Consider the following 18,374-nt stretch of genomic DNA (forward strand, 5'->3'; position numbering starts at 1 on the left):
CTCAGAACGTTAGAGACGGGGCGCCATGCGGCTCAAGATCACCCACCGGACCGAATACCGCTACGATGCGCCAGTGCCCTATCTGCTGCAGCGGCTGCGCCTTTTTCCGCAGAGCGGGCAGACGCAGACCGTCGCCTCCTGGGCGATCAAGATCGACGGCGCGCGCGAGGAGGTGCGCTTCACCGACCATTTCGGCAACGACACCCGGCTAGTCAGCGCCGAAGGCGGCCACAACGTCATTGCCCTCGAGGCTTCGGGTGAAGTGACGACGCGCGACACGGCAGGCGTATCGGGCCCGCACCACGGCTTCGCGCCGCTCTGGCTGTTCGGCCAGCAGACGCAGCTGACCGCCGCCGGCGAGGGCATTCGCGAACTTGCCGCATCGGTCGGCGAGGGCGCCGATATCGAGCGGCTGCACAGGCTGATGGGCATGGTCGGCGAGCGCGTCGCCTACAGGCCGGGCGCGACCAGCGTGGTGACGCCGGCGGAGGAGGCCCTGGCGCTGAAGACCGGTGTCTGCCAGGACCACAGCCACATCTTTGCCGCCGCCGCCCGTGCCATGGGTTTTCCCGCCCGCTATGTCAGCGGCTATCTGATGATGGATGCGGCCGTCGAACAGGCGGCGAGCCATGCCTGGGCCGAGGCGCATGTTTCGGGACTGGGCTGGGTTGCCTTCGATCCCGCCAACGGTATCTCTCCCGACGAGCGCTATGTCAGAGTGGCGACGGGGCGCGACTATCGCGACGCTTCGCCGGTGTCGGGGATCCTGCTCGGGCAAGCGGACGAAAAGCTTGCCGTCACCGTCACGGTCGAGCAGTAATTTCTGTCAGGATCTGCAGCTACAAGAAGAAACAATGACCTATTGCGTCGGCCTCAAGATCGATCGCGGGCTCGTGTTCATGTCGGACACACGCACCAATGCCGGCATGGATTCGATCTCCACCTTCAAGAAGATGCATGTCTGGGAGCAGCCCGGCGAGCGCGTCATCGTTTTGATGTCGGCGGGCAATCTCGCCACGACGCAAGCCGTGGTCAGCCTGCTCGACGAGCGAACCAAGGCCGTAGCCGACCGGCATCCGGCGCTGCTTGAAATACCGTCCATTTACCAGACGGTGCGGCTGGTCGGCGACACGGTCAAGGAAGTCATCGCGCATGCATCGCCGGAAGGTGACAAGGCAGATTCCTATTTCAACGCCTCCTTCATCCTCGGCGGCCAGATCAAGGGCAGTCCGCCGCGGCTGTTCATGATCTATCCCGAAGGCAATTTCATCGAGTCGACCGACGACACGCCGTTCTTCCAGATCGGCGAGACCAAATATGGCAAGCCGATCATCATCCGCGCCTATGACCGGGCGATGAGCCTGGCGGCGACGGTGAAGCTGCTTTTGGTATCTTTCGATTCGACGCTGAAATCCAACCTGTCGGTCGGCCTGCCGCTCGACCTGCTCTTCCTGGAGAAGGACGCCCTTGCGGTCGGTTTACGCAAGCGCATCGGCAATGACGACCAATATTACCGCGCCATCTCCGACGGCTGGTCGAGTGCGCTGAAGGCAGCCTTTGCCAGCCTGCCGGACTTTCCGGGGTGATTGGCCGCCGGGAGGGAACCCATGGACAACAATGAATTCCGCGCCTGGTCGAGGCGCGCCGCCGACTGGGGCGCCGACTATCGCGCCAACTTGCGCAACCGGCCGGTGCGGCCGGCGATCGCGCCGGGCGAGATATTCGGGAGCATCGAGGCCTCGCCGCCTGAGACGCCGGAGCCGATGGAAAAGATCTTCGCCGATTTCGAATCCAAGATCGTGCCCGGCATGACGCATTGGCAGCATCCGCGCTTCTTCGCCTACTTTCCGGCCAATGCGGCCCCGGTGTCGGTTGTGGCCGAATATCTGGTCTCCGTGATGGCCGCGCAGTGCATGCTTTGGCAGACCTCGCCGGCGGCGACCGAGCTCGAGATGCGCATCGTCGACTGGATGCGCCAGGCGCTCGGCTTGCCAGAAGGTTTCTCCGGCGTCATCCAGGACTCGGCGTCGTCGGCAACGCTGGCCGCGGTGCTGACCATGCGCGAGCGCGCGCTCGACTGGCAGGGAAACAAAAAGGGACTGGCCGGGCAGGGAAAACTGCGCGTCTATTGCTCCGACCAGGTTCACACCTCGATCGACCGCGCCATCTGGGTCGCCGGCATCGGCGAGGAGAACCTCGTCCGCATTCCTGTCGCCGGACGTTTTCGCGCTATGGATACGGTGGCATTGGAAGCGGCGATCCTTGCCGACCGCGAAGCCGGCCTGCTGCCTGCGGGCATCATCGCCTGCGTCGGCGGCACCAGCACCGGCGGCACCGATGATATCGCGGCCGTCGCTGCGATGGCGAAGCGGCAGGGGCTCTATCTGCATGTCGATGCGGCCTGGGCCGGATCGGCGATGATATGCCCGGAATTCCGGCATTTCTGGGCCGGCGTCGAAGGCGCCGATTCGATCGTCTTCAACCCGCACAAGTGGCTGGGCGCACAGTTCGACTGCTCGATCCAGTTCATTCGTCAGCCGGAGGATCTCGTGCGCACTCTGGCGATCAGGCCGGAATTCCTCAAGACACATGGCCATGACAGCATCATCAATTATTCCGAATGGTCGGTGCCGCTCGGCCGCCGGTTCAGGGCGCTGAAGCTCTGGTTCCTACTGCGCGCCCACGGTCTTGAAGGCCTGCGCGGCATGATCCGCAATCATATCGCATGGAGCGAAGGCCTCGCCGCGCGGCTGGCCAAAGAAGCGGATTTCGAGCTCGTCACCGAGCCGATGCTGTCCTTGTTTTCGTTCCGGCATCGCGCGGCGCCCGGCGCCGATCCCGATGAGCACAATCTGCGCCTGGTCGACGCCATCAACACTGACGGCCGTATCTATCTGACGCAAACGCGGGTCGACGGACAGGTGGCGATCCGCTTCCAGGCCGGTCAGTTCGAATCGACGGCAGCGGACGTCGACATGGCTTTCGATGTCATCTGCGAATGTGCAAGATCGGTCATGCCTTAGAAGGCATTTGTCGCTTGCAGGGCTGCGGCCAAGGAAGCCAATGACCGTCCAGGAAGAGACAACGCAAAATCTGACCGGGGTCTGGAACGGCCGCTATTTTTATCCGCGCGAACTGCCGCCGGTATCGTTCGTTGCGACGCTGATCGAGACGGCAAGCCTCTTGACCGGGACAACCCACGAATCAGCCGGGCCTGCCGGCGCCGCGCGATATGCGACCCTGCAGGGGCAGCGCCATGGCAGCAGCGTCGTCTTCGTCAAGACATACAACGCCGGGCCGCATGTTCATCCCATCGACTACAGGGGCGTTCTGAACGGCGATGCCACGGAGATCGAAGGCGTCTGGCAAATCCGTGGGAACTGGTGGGGGAAATTCCTGATGATCCGCTCACCGGGCAAAGTCGCTGCCGTGGTCCGCAAGGCAGCGGAGCGGGTATGACATTTACCTTCCGCGCTCAGGTCTGTTTCGATAACCGATCGATGCCTTTTCACTGCTTTCGTTTTCCGCTATAGACGGAAAAAACGAAAAAGGGGAGGACGCCGATGTTTCTTTCGCCACGCCATGCTGAAATCATCCAGATGGCGAAGGACCATGGCCGCGTGCTGGTCGACGACCTGTCGACCCATTTCAGCGTGACGCCGCAGACGATCCGCAAGGATCTCAACGATCTCTGCGACCAGCGACTGCTGACGCGCATCCATGGCGGGGCGCTGTTTCCGTCCGGCGTCGAGAACATGGAATATGAGGCGCGGCGCAAGATCGCCGCCGACGAGAAGGAGGCGATCGGCCGCGCCGCCGCCAGGCTGATCCCCGACAACGCCTCGCTCTTCATCAATATCGGCACCACGACCGAAGCCGTCAGCAAGGCGCTCCTCGACCACAACGGGCTTATGGTCATCACTAATAATATCAATGTTGCCAACAGGATGCGCATCTACCCCTCGATCGAGGTGGTGATCGCCGGCGGCGTGGTGCGTGGCTCCGACGGCGGCGTCGTCGGCGAGGCCGCCGTCGACTTCATCCGGCAGTTCAAGGTCGACTACGCCGTCATCGGCGCCTCGGCCATCGATCACGACGGGGCGCTGCTCGACTTCGATTTCCGCGAGGTGAAGGTGGCCCAGGCGATCATCGCCAATGCGCGCCATGTCATCCTCGTTTCCGACCGGACCAAGTTCGAGCGCACGGCACCGGTGCGCATCGGCCATCTGTCGCAGGTCAACACCTTCATCACCGATCGTTGCGAGATTCCGTCGGTGCGCAGGATCTGCGAGGAAGCCGAGGTTCGGCTTGTCGAGACCTTGGTCAGCAAATGAACTTCACAGGCTCGCGATATTTCGTTTGACATTCGATTTTAGTTCGAAATAATTCCGCCACGGTTTCGTAAAACACAAAAATGGTGCAATGCGAAATCGTTGGAGGAATTTGTGGACACATCTCCGATCCATGACGTTTTCGTCATAGGCGGCGGCATCAACGGCTGCGGCATTGCCCGCGATGCCGTCGGCCGCGGCTTTTCGGTATACCTCGCCGAGATGAACGATCTGGCCAGCGGGACCTCCTCAGGCTCGACCAAGCTTATCCATGGCGGCCTGCGCTATCTCGAATTCTACGAATTCCGCCTGGTGCGCGAAGCGCTGATGGAGCGCGAGGTGTTGTGGAAGAACGCGCCCCACATCATCTGGCCGATGCGCTTCGTGCTGCCTTATGCCAAGGGCCTGCGGCCGGCCTGGCTGATCCGGCTCGGCCTGTTCCTCTACGACCACATCGGCGGGCGCAAGCTGCTGCCGGCGACGAAGACACTGGACATGGCCACCGATCCGGCTGGCAAGCCGTTGAAACCATTGTTTCACAAGGCTTTTGAATATTCCGACGGCTGGGTCAACGATGCCCGCCTGGTGGCGCTGAACGCTCGCGACGCTGCCGATCGCGGCGCCATCATCCGCACCCGCACCAAGGTCGTCAGCGCACGCCGTGACGGCGCGCTGTGGACGATCGGGCTGCAGAACGTGCTGAGCGGCGAGACCGAGGAAGTCCGCGCGCGGCTTCTGGTCAACGCTGCCGGTCCCTGGGTCGACCAGGTGCTGGCCAAGGCGGTGGGCCAGAACAATGTCCACAATGTCCGGCTCGTGCAGGGCAGCCATATTGTCGTGCGCAAGAAATTCGACGACCCGCGCGCCTATTTCTTCCAGAACAAGGACGGCCGCATCATCTTCGCCATACCCTATGAGGAAGAATTCACGCTGATCGGCACCACCGACCGCGATTTTCCGGGCGACCCGCATGAGGTGAAGATCAGCGACGCCGAGATCGACTATCTGTGCGCTGCGGCAAGCGAATATTTCGCGCAACCCGTCAAGCGCTCCGACATCGTCTGGACCTATTCCGCCGTGCGCCCGCTGTATGACGACGGCGCCTCGAAGGCGCAGGAAGCGACCCGCGACTACGTGCTGAAGGCCGATGGCGGGGAGGGCGCGGCTCCCTTGCTCAATGCCTTCGGCGGCAAGATCACGACCTTCCGCCGGCTGGCGGAATCGATGCTGGAGAGGATCGAAGGGTTTCTCGGCAAGCGCGGCAAACCGTGGACGCGTGACGCGCCGCTGCCCGGCGGCGATTTCCCGGCGACCGGTTTCGATGCGCAAGTGACAAAGCTGAAGAGCGCCTATCCGTTCCTCGACCAGCGGCTGGCGCGCCGGTTCACCCGGCTCTACGGCACGCGCGCGCAAAAGCTGCTCGGTCTCGCCAAGTCGAATGCCGATCTCGGCCGCAATTTCGGCGCCGACCTTTATGAGGCGGAAGTCCGCTATCTCGTTGAAAACGAATGGGCAGTCACCGCCGAGGATGTGCTGTGGCGCCGCACCAAGCGCGGCCTGCATTTCAGCCGCGAGCAGACGGCGGCGTTGGAAGAATTCATGCGTGGCCGCCGCCATGTCGCGGCGGCGGAATGAAGACCGCCCGGTAATGCGCAAGGCCTGGGAGGAGGCGTAAATGCTGGAACTGAGGAACGTGACGAAGACGGTCGGCGCGCAGGAGCACGTCCGCGACGTGTCGCTGACGCTTCAGCACGGCTCGCTGAACGTTCTCCTTGGCCCCACGCTTTCCGGCAAGACCAGCCTGATGCGGCTGATGGCAGGGCTCGACGCGCCGACATCCGGCTCGGTCTGGTTCGACGGCAAGGACGTCACCGGCCAGAAGGTGCAGAAGCGCAACGTCGCCATGGTCTACCAGCAGTTCATCAATTATCCGGCGATGACGGTCTACGAGAACATCGCCTCACCGCTGAGGGTCGCGGGCACCGAACAAGCGAAGATCGACAGAGAGGTACGCAATGCCGCGGCACTCCTCAAGCTCACCCCTTATCTCGACCGCACCCCGCTCAGCCTGTCCGGCGGCCAGCAGCAGCGCACGGCGCTTGCCCGCGCCATCGTAAAGAACGCCAGCCTTGTGCTGCTCGACGAGCCGCTCGCCAATCTCGACTACAAGCTGCGCGAGGAATTGCGCGCCGAACTGCCGAAGATCTTCGCCGCTGCCGGCACCATCTTCGTCTATGCGACGACCGAGCCGCACGAGGCGTTGCTGCTCGGCGGCAACACGGCGACGCTTTCCGAAGGTCGCATCACCCAGTTCGGGCCGACCGTGGAGGTGTTCCGCAGGCCGGTCGACCTGGTGACGGCGAAGACCTTCGCCGATCCTCCGCTCAACACCATCGTGCTCGCCAAGAAGGGCCCGGATTTCCTGCTCGAAGGCGGCGTCAAGCTGCCGGTGCCGCCGGAACTGCAAGGCATTGCCGACGCCAGCTACACGATCGGCTTCCAGCCGCACCATCTGTCGCTCGATCATCCGAACGCCGGCGCCGTGCCGGTGCGGGCCAAGGTGACGATCACCGAGATCACCGGCTCGGAGAGTTTCGTGCATCTCGACTTCGCCGATGCGCGCTGGGTGATGCTCGCTCACGGCATTCTCGATTTCGAGACGGACGACGAGGTCGAGGTGTTCATCGACCCGCGCCACGTCATGGTGTTCGACCAGAACGGCCGCGCCATGACCGCGCCGAAGCTGGCGGCCTGAGGAGGAGCGGATGGCGCGCATCGAGGTCAACCATATCCGCCACTCCTACCTGCCCAATCCGCAGAAGGATTCCGATTTTGCGCTGAAGGAAGTGCACCACACTTTCGAGGATGGCGGCGCTTATGCGCTGCTCGGCCCCTCGGGCTGCGGCAAGACCACCTTGCTCAACATCATTTCGGGCCTGCTGCATCCCTCGCACGGGAAGCTTCTGTTCAACGGCCGGGACGTGACCAGGCTGTCGACGCAGGAGCGCAACATCGCCCAGGTGTTCCAGTTCCCGGTCATCTACGACACCATGACCGTCTATGACAATCTGGCCTTCCCGCTGCGCAACCGCCGCGTGCCTGAGGCCGACGTCGACCGCAAGGTGCGCGAGACGCTCGACATGATCGACCTTGCCTCGATGGCCAGCAGGAAGGCGCGCCGGCTGACCGCCGACCAGAAGCAGAAGATCTCGCTCGGCCGCGGCCTGGTCCGCTCGGACGTCAACGCCATCCTGTTCGACGAGCCGCTGACCGTCATCGATCCGCATATGAAATGGGTGCTGCGCTCGCAGCTGAAGCAGCTGCACCGCCGCTTCGGCTACACCATGGTCTATGTCACGCATGACCAGACCGAGGCGCTGACCTTCGCCGACCGGGTGGTGGTCATGTATGACGGCGAGATCGTGCAGATCGGCACGCCGGCCGAATTGTTCGAGCGGCCGCGCCATACTTTCGTCGGCTATTTCATCGGCTCGCCCGGCATGAATGTCCTGCCCGTCTCGCTCGACGGCAAAACGGCTAAGCTCGGTTCGCAGCGCATCGAATTGCCCGGCGTGCCCAAGGCGGAAGCCGCAGCGGTCGAGCTCGGCATTCGGCCCGAATATGTGCGGCTTGGCCGCGAGGGCATGGCGGTGTCCGTCAGCAAGGTCGAGGATGTCGGCCGCCACAAGGTGGTGCGCGCCAATCTCGAGGGCCGGGAGATCGCCGCCGTCATCGGCGAGGACGAGGACGTGCCCGCCGATCCCAAGGTGCGCTTCGATCCGGCCGGCATCAACATCTATGCCGATTCCTGGCGCGTCGAGATGGGGGCATAGGTGGAAAAGACCTGGAACAACAAGGCCTGGTTCCTCGTGCTGCCGGTGCTGGTGTTGGTGGCGTTCTCGGCCGTCATCCCGCTGATGACCGTCGTCAACTATTCGGTGCAGGACACGTTCGGCAACAATGTCTTCTTCTGGGCCGGCACCGAGTGGTTCGAGGAGTTGCTGCAGTCAAACCGCTTCTGGGAAGCGATGGTCCGCAACCTGATCTTCTCCTTCATCATCCTGGCGATCGAGGTGCCGCTCGGCATCTTCATCGCGCTCAACATGCCGAAGAAGGGCTGGGGCGTGCCGGTCTGCCTGGTGCTGATGGCGCTGCCGCTCTTGATCCCGTGGAATGTCGTCGGCACCATCTGGCAAGTCTTCGGGCGCAACGACATCGGCCTGCTCGGCTACTACGTCAACGCGCTCGGCATCGACTACAATTACGTTCAGGACCCGGTCGACGCCTGGGTCACCGTCATCGTCATGGACGTCTGGCACTGGACAAGCCTGGTCGTGCTGCTCTGCTATGCCGGCCTTGTCTCGATCCCAGACGCCTTCTATCAGGCGGCCAAGATCGACGGCGCCTCGCGCTGGGCGGTGTTCCGCTACATCCAGCTGCCGAAGATGCAGCGCGTGCTGTTGATCGCCGTGCTTTTGCGCTTCATGGACAGTTTTATGATCTACACCGAGCCCTTCGTCGTCACCGGCGGCGGCCCCGGCAACTCGACCACGTTCCTGTCGATCGACCTCGTCAAGACGGCGCTTGGCCAGTTCGACCTCGGCCCGGCCGCGGCCATGTCGCTGGTCTATTTCCTGATCATCCTGCTGTTGTCATGGGTGTTCTACACCGTGATGACCAACTACGACGCGGAGCGCTGAGATGAGGGGCGTCAACGAGACAACGCGCGTGAGCGAAACGGCGGTCACCGAAGTAGAGAGCACGTTGTCGCAGGACGAGGTGGCGAAGCTGATGCGCCATCGCGGCGAGGAATCGCGCTGGTGGTGGATCGTGCCGACGGTCTATATCGTCCTGCTTCTTTTGCCGATCTACTGGCTCATCAATATGAGCTTCAAGACCAACCAGGAGATCGTGTCGTCGCTGACGCTCTTTCCGCATGAGCCTACGCTGCGCAACTACAAGATCATCTTCACCGACCCGTCCTGGTATTCCGGCTACATCAATTCGATCACCTATGTGGTGATGAACATGGTGATCTCGGTGGCGGTGGCGCTGCCGGCGGCCTACGCCTTCTCGCGCTACCGCTTCCTCGGAGACAAGCACCTGTTCTTCTGGCTTTTGACGAACCGCATGGCGCCGCCGGCGGTGTTCGCGCTGCCGTTCTTCCAGCTCTATTCGGCCTTCGGCCTCATCGACACGCATATCGCAGTGGCGCTTGCGCACTGCCTGTTCAACGTGCCGCTGGCGGTGTGGATCCTGGAAGGTTTCATGTCTGGCGTGCCGAAGGAGATCGACGAGACCGCCTATATCGACGGCTATTCGTTCCCGCGCTTCTTCGTGAAGATCTTCATGCCGCTGATCGCCAGCGGCATCGGCGTCGCCTGCTTCTTCTGCTTCATGTTCTCGTGGGTGGAGCTCTTGATTGCCCGCACGCTGACGACAACCGATGCCAAGCCGATCGCCGCCACCATGACGCGCACGGTTTCGGCTGCGGGCATGGACTGGGGCCTGCTTGCCGCCGCCGGCGTGCTGACGCTGATCCCCGGCGCGCTCGTCATCTGGTTCGTGCGCAACTATATCGCCAAGGGCTTCGCCCTGGGGAGGGTCTAGCCATGAACCTCGACTTCTCCTGGATGGCGTGGACATGGCCGACGGCCGCCTTCTTTGTCGTCATCGCGCTGATGCTCTGCGGCATGGGCGTATGGGAATATGTCTCGCCCGGCGGCAATCCGCGCATCGGCTTGCTGCGCTTCGAGACGACGCGCGGCGACCGCCTCTTCGTTTCGCTGCTTGGCAGCGCCTTCATCCATCTCGCTTGGCTGGGTCTGGTTGGACCCAACCTGTGGTGGGCTCTCGCTCTCTCCGTGGTCTACGCCGTTGGCGTGTTCCGCTACGTATAGAGGGGGATTAGTCGGAGCGGCCGCGTGCTGGTGGCCGCTCCGGATCGTACTTGAAACCTTTGAACTGTGGGAGGAAACACATGCGACGGCAATTTTTAACATCGACGACCGCCCTTGTCCTGTTGCTCGGAGCAGGCAATGCCTATGCCGGGATGGATGAGGCAAAAGCCTTTCTGGACAAGGAGATAGGCCCGCTGTCGACGCTTTCGCGCGCCGATCAGGAAAAGGAAATGCAGTGGTTCATCGACGCCGCCAAGCCGTTCGCCGGCATGGAAATCAAGGTCGTGTCGGAAACCCTGACAACGCATCAGTACGAGTCGCAGACGCTTGCACCGGCTTTCACCGCCATCACCGGCATCAAAGTCACGCATGACGTCATCCAGGAAGGCGACGTCGTCGAGAAGATCCAGACCCAGATGCAGACCGGGCAGAACCTCTATGATGGCTGGGTCAACGATTCCGACCTGATCGGCACGCACTGGCGCTATCAGCAGGCGCGCAACCTGACCGACTGGATGGCCGGCGAGGGCAAGGACGTCACCGATCCAATGCTCGACGTTGACGACTTCATCGGCAAGTCGTTCACGACCGCGCCCGACGGCAAGCTTTACCAGCTGCCTGACCAGCAGTTCGCCAACCTCTACTGGTTCCGTTACGACTGGTTCAACGACGAGAAGAACAAGGCCGATTTCAAGGCCAAATACGGCTACGACCTCGGCGTTCCGGTCAACTGGTCGGCCTATGAGGACATCGCCCAATTCTTCACCGGCCGCGAGATCGGCGGCAAGAAGGTCTATGGCCACATGGACTACGGCAAGAAGGATCCCTCGCTCGGCTGGCGCTTCACCGATGCGTGGCTCTCCATGGCCGGCAATGGCGACAAGGGCATTCCGAACGGCAAACCTGTCGACGAATGGGGCATCAAGGTCGACGAGAATTCGCGCCCGGTGGGTTCCTGCGCAGCGCGCGGCGGCGACACCAACGCCCCGGCCTCGGTCTATGCCATCCAGAAGTATCTCGACTGGCTGAAGGCATATGCGCCGCCGGAAGCGCAGGGCATGACCTTCTCCGAATCGGGTCCCGTTCCCTCGCAGGGCAACATCGCCCAGCAGATCTTCTGGTACACGGCGTTTACCGCCGACATGGCCAAGCCCGGCCTGCCGGTGGTGAACGACGACGGCACGCCGAAATGGCGCGTCGCGCCGTCGCCGCACGGTGTCTACTGGAAGGACGGCATGAAGCTCGGCTATCAGGACGCCGGTTCCTGGACCCTGCTGAAGTCGACGCCGACCGACCGCGCCAAGGCCGCGTGGCTCTATGCGCAGTTCGTGGTGTCGAAGACCGTCGACGTCAAGAAAAGCCAGGTCGGTCTGACCTTCGTCCGAGACTCGACCATCCATGACAAGAGCTTCACCGAGCGGGCGCCGAAGCTCGGCGGCCTGATCGAGTTCTACCGCTCGCCGGCGCGCGTGCAGTGGACGCCGACCGGCACCAACGTTCCGGACTATCCGAAGCTGGCGCAGCTCTGGTGGCAGAACATCGGCGACGCCTCCTCGGGCGCCAAGAGCCCGCAGGAAGCGATGGATTCACTTTGCGCCGACCAGGAGAAGGTACTGTCTCGCCTCGAGAAATCGGGTGTGCAGGGCGATATCGGACCGAAGATGGCCGAAGAGCACGATCTCGAATACTGGAACAAGGACGCCGCCTCGAAGGGCAACCTTGCGCCGCAGCTCAAGATCGAGCCTGAAAAGGACAAGCCGATCACCGTCAACTACGACGAGCTGGTCAAGAGCTGGCAGAAGTAACTGCATGACGCGGGCGTGCTCGCCCGCGTAAGAAATGCAGGGGAGGCGGCTTTGCCGCCTCCCCTGTTGCATGAGAAGCGGAGGGAAGCGGAATGAGCGGTTTTGTGCTGGCCATCGACCAGGGAACGACATCGACCCGGGCGATCCTGTTCGACGACAAGATGAAGGTCGCCGGCACCGGCCAGCAGGAATTCACCCAGCATTATCCGGGCTCGGGCTGGGTCGAGCATGACCCGGAAGACATCTGGGCGAGTGTTCTCGCCACAGTGAAATCGGCGCTGAAGGCGGCCGGCCGCGCGGCATCGGATGTCGCCGCGATCGGCATCACCAACCAGCGCGAGACGGTTGTCGTTTGGGACAAGGCGACGGGCAAGCCGATCCACAACGCCATCGTCTGGCAGGACAGGCGAACGGCATCGCTTTGCCAGAAACTCCGCAAGCAGGGGCTGGAGAAGACATTCACCCGCAAGACCGGCCTGCTGCTCGACCCCTATTTTTCCGGCACCAAGATCGCCTGGATGCTGGACAAGGTAACGGGCGCAAGGAAGCGCGCCGAGAAGGGCGAGTTGCTCGCCGGCACCATCGACAGTTTTCTCATCTGGCGGCTGACCGGCGGCAAGATGCACGCTACCGATGCGACAAACGCCTCGCGCACGCTGGTCTACAATATCGAGAAGAACGCCTGGGATGACGAGCTGCTGTCGATCCTGCGCATTCCGGCCGCGATGCTGCCCGAGGTCAAGGATTGCGCCGACGATTTTGGCGTTACCAACAAGGAGCTCTTCGGCGCGGAGATAAAAATCCTCGGCGTCGCCGGCGATCAGCATGCAGCGACCATCGGCCAGGCCTGTTTCGAGCCGGGGATGATGAAATCCACCTACGGCACCGGCTGCTTCGCGCTGCTCAACACCGGCGCCGACCTGGTGCGCTCGAAGAACCGGCTGCTGACCACGATTGCTTACCGGCTGAACGGCAAGACCATCTATGCGCTGGAAGGCTCGATCTTCATTGCCGGGGCGGCTGTGCAATGGCTGCGCGACGGCATCAAGGTGATCGGCAAGGCAGAGCAAAGCGGCGCGCTGGCGGCGAGCGCCGATCCGGCGCAACAAGTCTATCTGGTGCCGGCCTTCGTCGGGCTGGGCGCGCCGCATTGGGACGCTGACGCACGCGGCGCCATCTTCGGGCTGACGCGCAACTCGGGCCCGGCGGAATTTGCCCGCGCGGCGCTCGAATCCGTCGCCTTCCAGACGCGAGACCTGCTCGACGCCATGCGCAAGGACTGGAAAGGCGCTTCGGCCAAGACCGTGCTTCGGGTCGACGGCGGCATGGTGGCGTCGGACTGGACCATGCAGCGGCTGGCCGACATCCTCGACGCGCCGGTCGACCGCCCGACCATCCTGGAGACGACCGCGCTCGGCGCCGCCTGGCTCGCCGGCTCGAAGGCCGGCGTGTGGCCGAAAGCGCGGGAATTTGCCAAGACCTGGGCGCTCGACAGGCGCTTCAAGCCGGACATGAATGCCGCCACACGCTCGGTGAAGCTGGCGGGCTGGCGCGACGCGGTGCGGCGCACGCTCAGCACGCACTGAAATCCGTCAAGGAGCCCGCGCCTTGCGATGCGGGCTTGGTCACGACTCCGGGTACCTGCTGCAGCCGTCAGTAGGGCGAGCGGCACTCACGCCTGCCGTAGCTGGACATGTAGGTATTGTCCGAGGCGCGATAGCTTCTGTAATGGTCATAGCACCACTGCACATGCGCATTCGCATAGCGGTTCTGGCTGTTGACGATCGCGCCGGTGATCAGCGCGCCGGTAGCGAAGGCGGCCAGCGGGAACCAGAAATCGCCGTGACGGCGATAGCCGCGGTGATATTCGCGATAGCCGCGGTGACCGTTCCAGTACACGGCACCATTGCGTTCATACATGCCGCTTGGGGAGCGATTGAAACCGGGGCGCCTCCTCCAGTCCTGGTACTGTACTGTCTGGACGTTCGAAAGGTCCTGGCCTTGCGGCACATAGTTCGGCTGGGCATTGACGGGCACGATCTCCGCCGCGGCGAACGAAACCGATAGAGCTGTTGCCAGCAGACCCGATGAAATCCTGTTCATGGTCTTCTCCTTCAGGATGGTTGTCGTCCCTTGCGGGAGGAACGGACGGGAGGTGCGATAGTTCCGCTAATCCCCACGTCGCGTTCGACGCCCGGCGCGAGCAGCCGACATGGGAGTAAGACATCCATGAAAACAATAGTTTAAGCGCGTCTCGCGGTTTTGTTCAACACGACGCGCACGACCCCGATGCGTCTCGCTGCGGCCATGCGGGCAACAGGGTTCGGAAGGGCCTCGATGTCGTGAAAAGCAGACTTGCCGGCGATCTTTTTCCGGTTGACCGGCCGATGTACTCTCCCTATGTTCCGCGCAATTTCGAGGGCGGCGTTTCCAAGCCCGCGGGAGCGCGTAGCTCAGCCGGTAGAGCAACTGACTTTTAATCAGTAGGTCTCGGGTTCGAACCCCGACGCGCTCACCACATTTCCCTGTGTACGGCCCGGAGACATAGGTAACAGTTTGTACCTAAGACATGGGTGACAAGCTCGTGTCGAACGGGTCGTCGATGGACCGGCAAGCCCGATTGGCGGGAGGTTCATCTCTCGGCTTGAGGAGGAGGCCGGCTTGCATGGGCAGAACGGTTGCGCAATGCTGTCGCCGGGGAGTGGTGTTCGCAATATCGATTCTGTGGAAGCACCACCATGTTCATTGACTATTACGAACTTCTTGAGATCAGCCCGAACGCGAATTCGGAAACGATTGAACGCATATTTCGCTATTTTGCCATGCGCTATCATCCCGATAATCGGGATACCGGCGACGAGTCACGTTTCAGCGAAATCGTGGAAGCCCACAATACGCTCAAAGATCCGGTCAAGCGCGCCCAATACGACATTCATTACAAAGACCATCTGGGTCTTCGCCGTGAGCTGACCGAGCAAGCCAGCGATGCGAAAGGTCTTGAACGGGATATCGTCATTCAAGCCAAACTGCTTTCGCTTCTTTACGTAAAACGCCGACAGGACGTCAACAATCCTGGTATCGGCGATGAAGAACTTGAACGCTTGTCAGGTTGCCCGCGAGAACATCTGGAATTTCATCTTTGGTACCTGAAGGCAAAGGGCTGGATAGCAAGGATCGAAAACGGGATGTTCGCGATCACCGTGGAAGGCGTCGACCGCGCCAATTCCGAAAATCGTCGTGATGCCGCAACGACCAGACTGTTGAATCACGCGAACTGAAGGGGAGGGCAAAATCGTCCGGGAAAAAGGTGATCGCAGTCAAGGACTGGACCTGCGTACACGGCTGTCTATCTAGCGAGGGTACTGGCTCTCACGACGGGACCTCGGGCAGCAATCCAACCTTGTGACCAGATTGGGTGAAGGTTGAAGTCGACCTTCCGAAGGAGGCTCGAACATGGCACTTGACCTTTCGGTAGATGCGTCAGCCACCAAGGCGGCGCCACCCGGTAAATATCTCTTCGGCCCGGTCGCCGACTTTCTCATGCTCGGCGGCGGCGCCTTTCTCATTCTGCCTGTTCTGTTTCTTGTGCCGCTCGAATACGAAGGCGCCTTGGCGGCGACAATGGTGGCTGTGGCCTATCTGGTGAACTATCCGCACTTCGCCCACTCATACCAGATTTTCTACCGCAATTTCGGGCGCAAGGTGAGCGGGGACGGCTACGACCGCAGCCTCCAATTCCGCTACATTTTCGCCGGCGTTGCCGTTCCGCTGGTCATGGCCGGGTTTTTTGCCTATGGCGCGGCGACGGCAAACACCCGTCTCTTGGGTTATGCGACCAACGCGATGTTCTTTTTCGTCGGCTGGCACTACGTCAAGCAGGGCTACGGCATGCTGATGGTGGATGCCGTGCTGAAGCGCAAATTCTTCGACGATCGCGCCAAGAAGGTGTTGCTGTTCAACAGCTACGCGGTGTGGATCCTGGCATGGCTGCAGACGAATTCGGCTGTCACCCAAGGCAAATATTACGGCCTCGAATATTACACATTTGCAGCGCCTTCCTGGATCACCGACATTGCCTTGCTGGCGGCGGTCGCGTCTACGGCGGCCACGGTTCTGATGTTGATCGACCGCTGGCGAAAGAACGGCGGCGGCCTGCCGTACAACGGCGTCGTGGCCTATGTGGCGTCGCTCTATCTCTGGATCCTGATTGCGAGGATCAATCCGCTGTGGCTGCTTGTGGTGCCCGCGCTCCATTCGCTCCAGTACCTGGCGGTGGTGTGGCGCTATCAGACCAATGTCGAGCGCGACGGCCCGGACGCGGCACGCGATCCGGAACCGAAGATGCTGTCCTTTCTTGGCCCTCTCTACAGGCTTCGAGTCCTGGGGTTTATCGTCGGGGGCGCAGCGCTTGGATATCTCGGTTTCTGGCTGATCCCGTTCATGCTGACCGCCTTGATCCCCTACGACAAGCAGGTCCTCGGCTCATCGCTGTTCTTCTTCATTGTGCTGATATTCATCAATGTCCATCATTACTTCCTGGACAACGTAATGTGGCGTCGCGGCAACCCGGAAGTATCGAAATATCTGTTCCGTTAGGCTGCTCGGCGATGGCACACGTCACGAAACCAGCGACACGTTCCCGCCGGCATGGCGCTCCAGCCGACCGGCGAGGTCTAGCTCCAACAGGACCATAGATATCTGCGCCGCGCTTAGGCCGGTGTGGCGGATGATTTCGTCGACCGCGACCGGCGTCGGGCCGAGCGCTTCGAGCACATCGGCACGCTCGTCCTCGCCGGGCGGGGGCAGCGCCGCCAGGTCGGGCGCCTCGGCGAGCGGCGCGGTCCTTGGCGGGCGGGTGCCGGCCAGCGGTGCCAGCGCGCCCAGAACGTCGGCGGCTTCGGTGACGAGCGTGGCGCCGTCCTTGAGCAAAGCGTTACAGCCGGCGGCGCGCGGGTCGAGCGGCGAGCCCGGCACCGCGAAAACCAGCCGGCCCATCTCGTTGGCAAGGCGGGCGCTGATCAACGAGCCGGAGCGCTGTGCGGCCTCGACCACGACCAATCCCAGCGCCATGCCGGCGACAAGCCGGTTGCGGCGCGGAAAATCCTGGGCGCGCGGCTGCCAGCCGAACGGCATTTCCGAGACGATGGCGCCGCCGCGTCCGGCGATCTCGTCGCAGAGGCCGGCATTTTCGGGCGGGTAGGGGACGTCGAGACCGCCGGCAAGAACACCCACAGTGCCGGTCGCAACGCTTCCCTGATGCGCCGCCGTGTCGATGCCGCGCGCCAGGCCGGAGACAATGGCGTAGCCGTCGCGACCGAGATCGGCCGCCAGCATGCGCGCCATCTTGATGCCGGCAAGCGAGGCATTGCGGGCACCGACAATCGCCAATGCCGGCAGGCGGAAGACCGCGCCTTCGCCTTTCATCGCGAGCAGCGGCGGCGGGTTGTCCATGGTCTTCAGCATCGGGGGATAGTCGGCCTCGCCAATGCCGACGAAACGGGCGCGGGCTCGGCCAGCGGCATCGAGCTCCGCCTCGGCCTCGGCGACGGATGGAATGCGCACGATACGGTTGGCGCCACCTGAGATCATCAATTCCGGCAACATTTCGAGCGCCGCTTCGGCCGAGCCGAAGCGGTTGATCAATTCGCGGAAAGAGGCCGGGCCGACATTCGGTGTGCGGATCAGGCGAAGCCAGGCGAGCCGCTGCCGGTCGCTGAGGCGCGGGCCGGCGGTCGGCACACTCAACCCTTGGCCCCGATCTTGCCTTCGGTACCCGCAAGCAGCCGCGAGATGTTTTCGCGATGCTTGGCGATGACGATCAGGCTCATCACCGCGAACAGGCCGGCAATCTGAGGCGTGCTGATGAAATAGAGCGCGATCGGCACGACCACCGCCGCCGTCAGCGCCGCCAGCGAGGAATAGCGGAACAGGAAGGCCATGGCGAGCCAGACGACTGAGAAGATAAGCATGACCTGCCAGGCAAGGCCTAGCAACACGCCGAGATAGGTGGCGACGCCCTTGCCGCCCTTGAAGCCGAGCCAGACCGGAAACAGGTGGCCGAGGAAGGCGCCGAAGCCGGCCAACAGTCCGAAGTCCGACGAAAAATGCCCGGCGATCAGCGCTGCGGCCGTTCCCTTCAGCGCATCGAGGACCAGCGTGGCGGCGGCGAGTCCCTTGTTGCCGGTGCGCAGCACGTTGGTGGCGCCGATGTTGCCGGAGCCGATCTGGCGCACGTCGCCGAGGCCGGCGGCGCGGGTGAGCAACAGGCCGAACGGGATCGAGCCGAGCAGATAGCCGAAGATCAGTGAGAGCACGTAACCCATTGTTTCCCCCGCGTT

18 protein-coding genes and 1 tRNA gene are annotated in these 18,374 nt (G+C 62.6%); 16 read left to right on the plus strand and 3 right to left on the minus strand.

All coding sequences use genetic code 11. From position 1 onward, the window contains the following. The first annotated feature begins 25 nt into the window (after window positions 1-25). The 13 genes from FJ974_RS17085 (at window position 26) to glpK (ending at window position 13,622) form a co-directional block, all read left to right on the plus strand. Window positions 26-820 (plus strand): transglutaminase family protein, encoded by a 795-nt coding sequence (locus tag FJ974_RS17085; RefSeq protein WP_140532000.1) that lies wholly within the window; start codon window positions 26-28, stop codon window positions 818-820. A 34-nt stretch (window positions 821-854) separates the two neighbouring features. Next, window positions 855-1,586 (plus strand): peptidase, encoded by a 732-nt coding sequence (locus FJ974_RS17090; RefSeq protein WP_140531998.1) that lies wholly within the window; start codon window positions 855-857, stop codon window positions 1,584-1,586. Window positions 1,587-1,607: 21 nt separating this feature from the next. Continuing rightward, the gene (locus FJ974_RS17095) at window positions 1,608-3,023 is read left to right on the plus strand and encodes a pyridoxal phosphate-dependent decarboxylase family protein (protein WP_140531996.1); all 1,416 of its coding nucleotides are present in this window, start codon (window positions 1,608-1,610) and stop codon (window positions 3,021-3,023) included. A gap of 40 nt (window positions 3,024-3,063) precedes the next feature. After that, complete coding sequence (locus FJ974_RS17100; RefSeq protein ID WP_140531994.1) at window positions 3,064-3,459, plus strand: hypothetical protein; 396 nt, start codon at window positions 3,064-3,066, stop codon at window positions 3,457-3,459. 104 nt (window positions 3,460-3,563) lie between these two features. Further along, entirely contained in the window at window positions 3,564-4,334 is a 771-nt protein-coding gene (locus tag FJ974_RS17105; RefSeq protein WP_140531992.1) for a DeoR/GlpR family DNA-binding transcription regulator, read from the plus strand. 111 nt (window positions 4,335-4,445) lie between these two features. After that, window positions 4,446-5,966, plus strand: coding sequence for a glycerol-3-phosphate dehydrogenase (gene glpD / locus FJ974_RS17110; RefSeq protein ID WP_140531990.1), 1,521 nt, complete (start codon window positions 4,446-4,448; stop codon window positions 5,964-5,966). Between the two features lie 40 nt (window positions 5,967-6,006). Next, a complete protein-coding gene (locus tag FJ974_RS17115) occupies window positions 6,007-7,086 on the plus strand; it encodes an ABC transporter ATP-binding protein (RefSeq protein ID WP_140531988.1) in 1,080 nt (359 codons plus the stop codon). 10 nt (window positions 7,087-7,096) lie between these two features. Continuing rightward, complete coding sequence (locus FJ974_RS17120) at window positions 7,097-8,164, plus strand: ABC transporter ATP-binding protein (RefSeq protein WP_140531986.1); 1,068 nt, start codon at window positions 7,097-7,099, stop codon at window positions 8,162-8,164. Then, on the plus strand, window positions 8,165-9,031 hold the full coding sequence (locus FJ974_RS17125) for a carbohydrate ABC transporter permease (protein WP_140531984.1): 867 nt from the start codon (window positions 8,165-8,167) through the stop codon (window positions 9,029-9,031). Between the two features lies 1 nt (window position 9,032). Then, window positions 9,033-9,941, plus strand: a complete 909-nt coding sequence (locus tag FJ974_RS17130; RefSeq protein WP_140531982.1) for a carbohydrate ABC transporter permease — start codon at window positions 9,033-9,035, stop codon at window positions 9,939-9,941. 2 nt (window positions 9,942-9,943) lie between these two features. After that, window positions 9,944-10,231 (plus strand): DUF2160 domain-containing protein, encoded by a 288-nt coding sequence (locus FJ974_RS17135; RefSeq protein ID WP_140531980.1) that lies wholly within the window; start codon window positions 9,944-9,946, stop codon window positions 10,229-10,231. 80 nt (window positions 10,232-10,311) lie between these two features. Next, the gene (locus tag FJ974_RS17140) at window positions 10,312-12,036 is read left to right on the plus strand and encodes an ABC transporter substrate-binding protein (RefSeq protein WP_140531978.1); all 1,725 of its coding nucleotides are present in this window, start codon (window positions 10,312-10,314) and stop codon (window positions 12,034-12,036) included. Window positions 12,037-12,128: 92 nt separating this feature from the next. After that, window positions 12,129-13,622: a glycerol kinase GlpK gene (gene glpK, locus FJ974_RS17145; protein ID WP_140531976.1), complete on the plus strand. Its 1,494-nt coding sequence runs from the start codon at window positions 12,129-12,131 to the stop codon at window positions 13,620-13,622. 67 nt (window positions 13,623-13,689) lie between these two features. On the opposite strand, the gene FJ974_RS17150 is transcribed toward glpK, so the two are convergent. Then, window positions 13,690-14,139: a BA14K family protein gene (locus FJ974_RS17150; protein ID WP_140531974.1), complete on the minus strand. Its 450-nt coding sequence runs from the start codon at window positions 14,137-14,139 to the stop codon at window positions 13,690-13,692. Between the two features lie 339 nt (window positions 14,140-14,478). On the opposite strand from FJ974_RS17150, the gene FJ974_RS17155 reads away from it, so the two are divergent. From FJ974_RS17155 to FJ974_RS17165, 3 genes are all read left to right on the plus strand, one after another. Next, a tRNA-Lys gene (locus tag FJ974_RS17155) sits at window positions 14,479-14,554 on the plus strand. Between the two features lie 220 nt (window positions 14,555-14,774). Then, complete coding sequence (locus tag FJ974_RS17160) at window positions 14,775-15,314, plus strand: J domain-containing protein (protein ID WP_140531973.1); 540 nt, start codon at window positions 14,775-14,777, stop codon at window positions 15,312-15,314. Window positions 15,315-15,489: 175 nt separating this feature from the next. Then, entirely contained in the window at window positions 15,490-16,632 is a 1,143-nt protein-coding gene (locus tag FJ974_RS17165) for a hypothetical protein (RefSeq protein WP_140531971.1), read from the plus strand. Window positions 16,633-16,653: 21 nt separating this feature from the next. On the opposite strand, the gene dprA is transcribed toward FJ974_RS17165, so the two are convergent. Next, window positions 16,654-17,781: a DNA-processing protein DprA gene (gene dprA, locus FJ974_RS17170; protein ID WP_140531969.1), complete on the minus strand. Its 1,128-nt coding sequence runs from the start codon at window positions 17,779-17,781 to the stop codon at window positions 16,654-16,656. Beyond that, on the minus strand, window positions 17,778-18,359 hold the full coding sequence (plsY, locus tag FJ974_RS17175; protein WP_140531967.1) for a glycerol-3-phosphate 1-O-acyltransferase PlsY: 582 nt from the start codon (window positions 18,357-18,359) through the stop codon (window positions 17,778-17,780). The genes dprA and plsY overlap by 4 nt, the downstream gene beginning before the upstream one ends. Between the last annotated feature and the right edge of the window lie 15 nt (window positions 18,360-18,374).

The sequence above is a fragment of the Mesorhizobium sp. B1-1-8 genome, assembly GCF_006442795.2.
GTDB lineage: Bacteria > Pseudomonadota > Alphaproteobacteria > Rhizobiales > Rhizobiaceae > Mesorhizobium.

What these genes read in the sequence shown, in the direction of transcription:
- FJ974_RS17085 (WP_140532000.1), top strand. Translation starts at nt 26, where the DNA reads ATGCGGCTCAAGATCACCCACCGGACCGAATACCGCTACGATGCGCCA.
- FJ974_RS17090 (WP_140531998.1), top strand. Translation starts at nt 855, where the DNA reads ATGACCTATTGCGTCGGCCTCAAGATCGATCGCGGGCTCGTGTTCATG.
- FJ974_RS17095 (WP_140531996.1), top strand. Translation starts at nt 1,608, where the DNA reads ATGGACAACAATGAATTCCGCGCCTGGTCGAGGCGCGCCGCCGACTGG.
- FJ974_RS17100 (WP_140531994.1), top strand. Translation starts at nt 3,064, where the DNA reads ATGACCGTCCAGGAAGAGACAACGCAAAATCTGACCGGGGTCTGGAAC.
- FJ974_RS17105 (WP_140531992.1), top strand. Translation starts at nt 3,564, where the DNA reads ATGTTTCTTTCGCCACGCCATGCTGAAATCATCCAGATGGCGAAGGAC.
- FJ974_RS17115 (WP_140531988.1), top strand. Translation starts at nt 6,007, where the DNA reads ATGCTGGAACTGAGGAACGTGACGAAGACGGTCGGCGCGCAGGAGCAC.
- FJ974_RS17120 (WP_140531986.1), top strand. Translation starts at nt 7,097, where the DNA reads ATGGCGCGCATCGAGGTCAACCATATCCGCCACTCCTACCTGCCCAAT.
- FJ974_RS17130 (WP_140531982.1), top strand. Translation starts at nt 9,033, where the DNA reads ATGAGGGGCGTCAACGAGACAACGCGCGTGAGCGAAACGGCGGTCACC.
- FJ974_RS17135 (WP_140531980.1), top strand. Translation starts at nt 9,944, where the DNA reads ATGAACCTCGACTTCTCCTGGATGGCGTGGACATGGCCGACGGCCGCC.
- FJ974_RS17140 (WP_140531978.1), top strand. Translation starts at nt 10,312, where the DNA reads ATGCGACGGCAATTTTTAACATCGACGACCGCCCTTGTCCTGTTGCTC.
- glpK (WP_140531976.1), top strand. Translation starts at nt 12,129, where the DNA reads ATGAGCGGTTTTGTGCTGGCCATCGACCAGGGAACGACATCGACCCGG.
- FJ974_RS17150 (WP_140531974.1), bottom strand. Translation starts at nt 14,139, where the DNA reads ATGAACAGGATTTCATCGGGTCTGCTGGCAACAGCTCTATCGGTTTCG.
- FJ974_RS17160 (WP_140531973.1), top strand. Translation starts at nt 14,775, where the DNA reads ATGTTCATTGACTATTACGAACTTCTTGAGATCAGCCCGAACGCGAAT.
- FJ974_RS17165 (WP_140531971.1), top strand. Translation starts at nt 15,490, where the DNA reads ATGGCACTTGACCTTTCGGTAGATGCGTCAGCCACCAAGGCGGCGCCA.
- plsY (WP_140531967.1), bottom strand. Translation starts at nt 18,359, where the DNA reads ATGGGTTACGTGCTCTCACTGATCTTCGGCTATCTGCTCGGCTCGATC.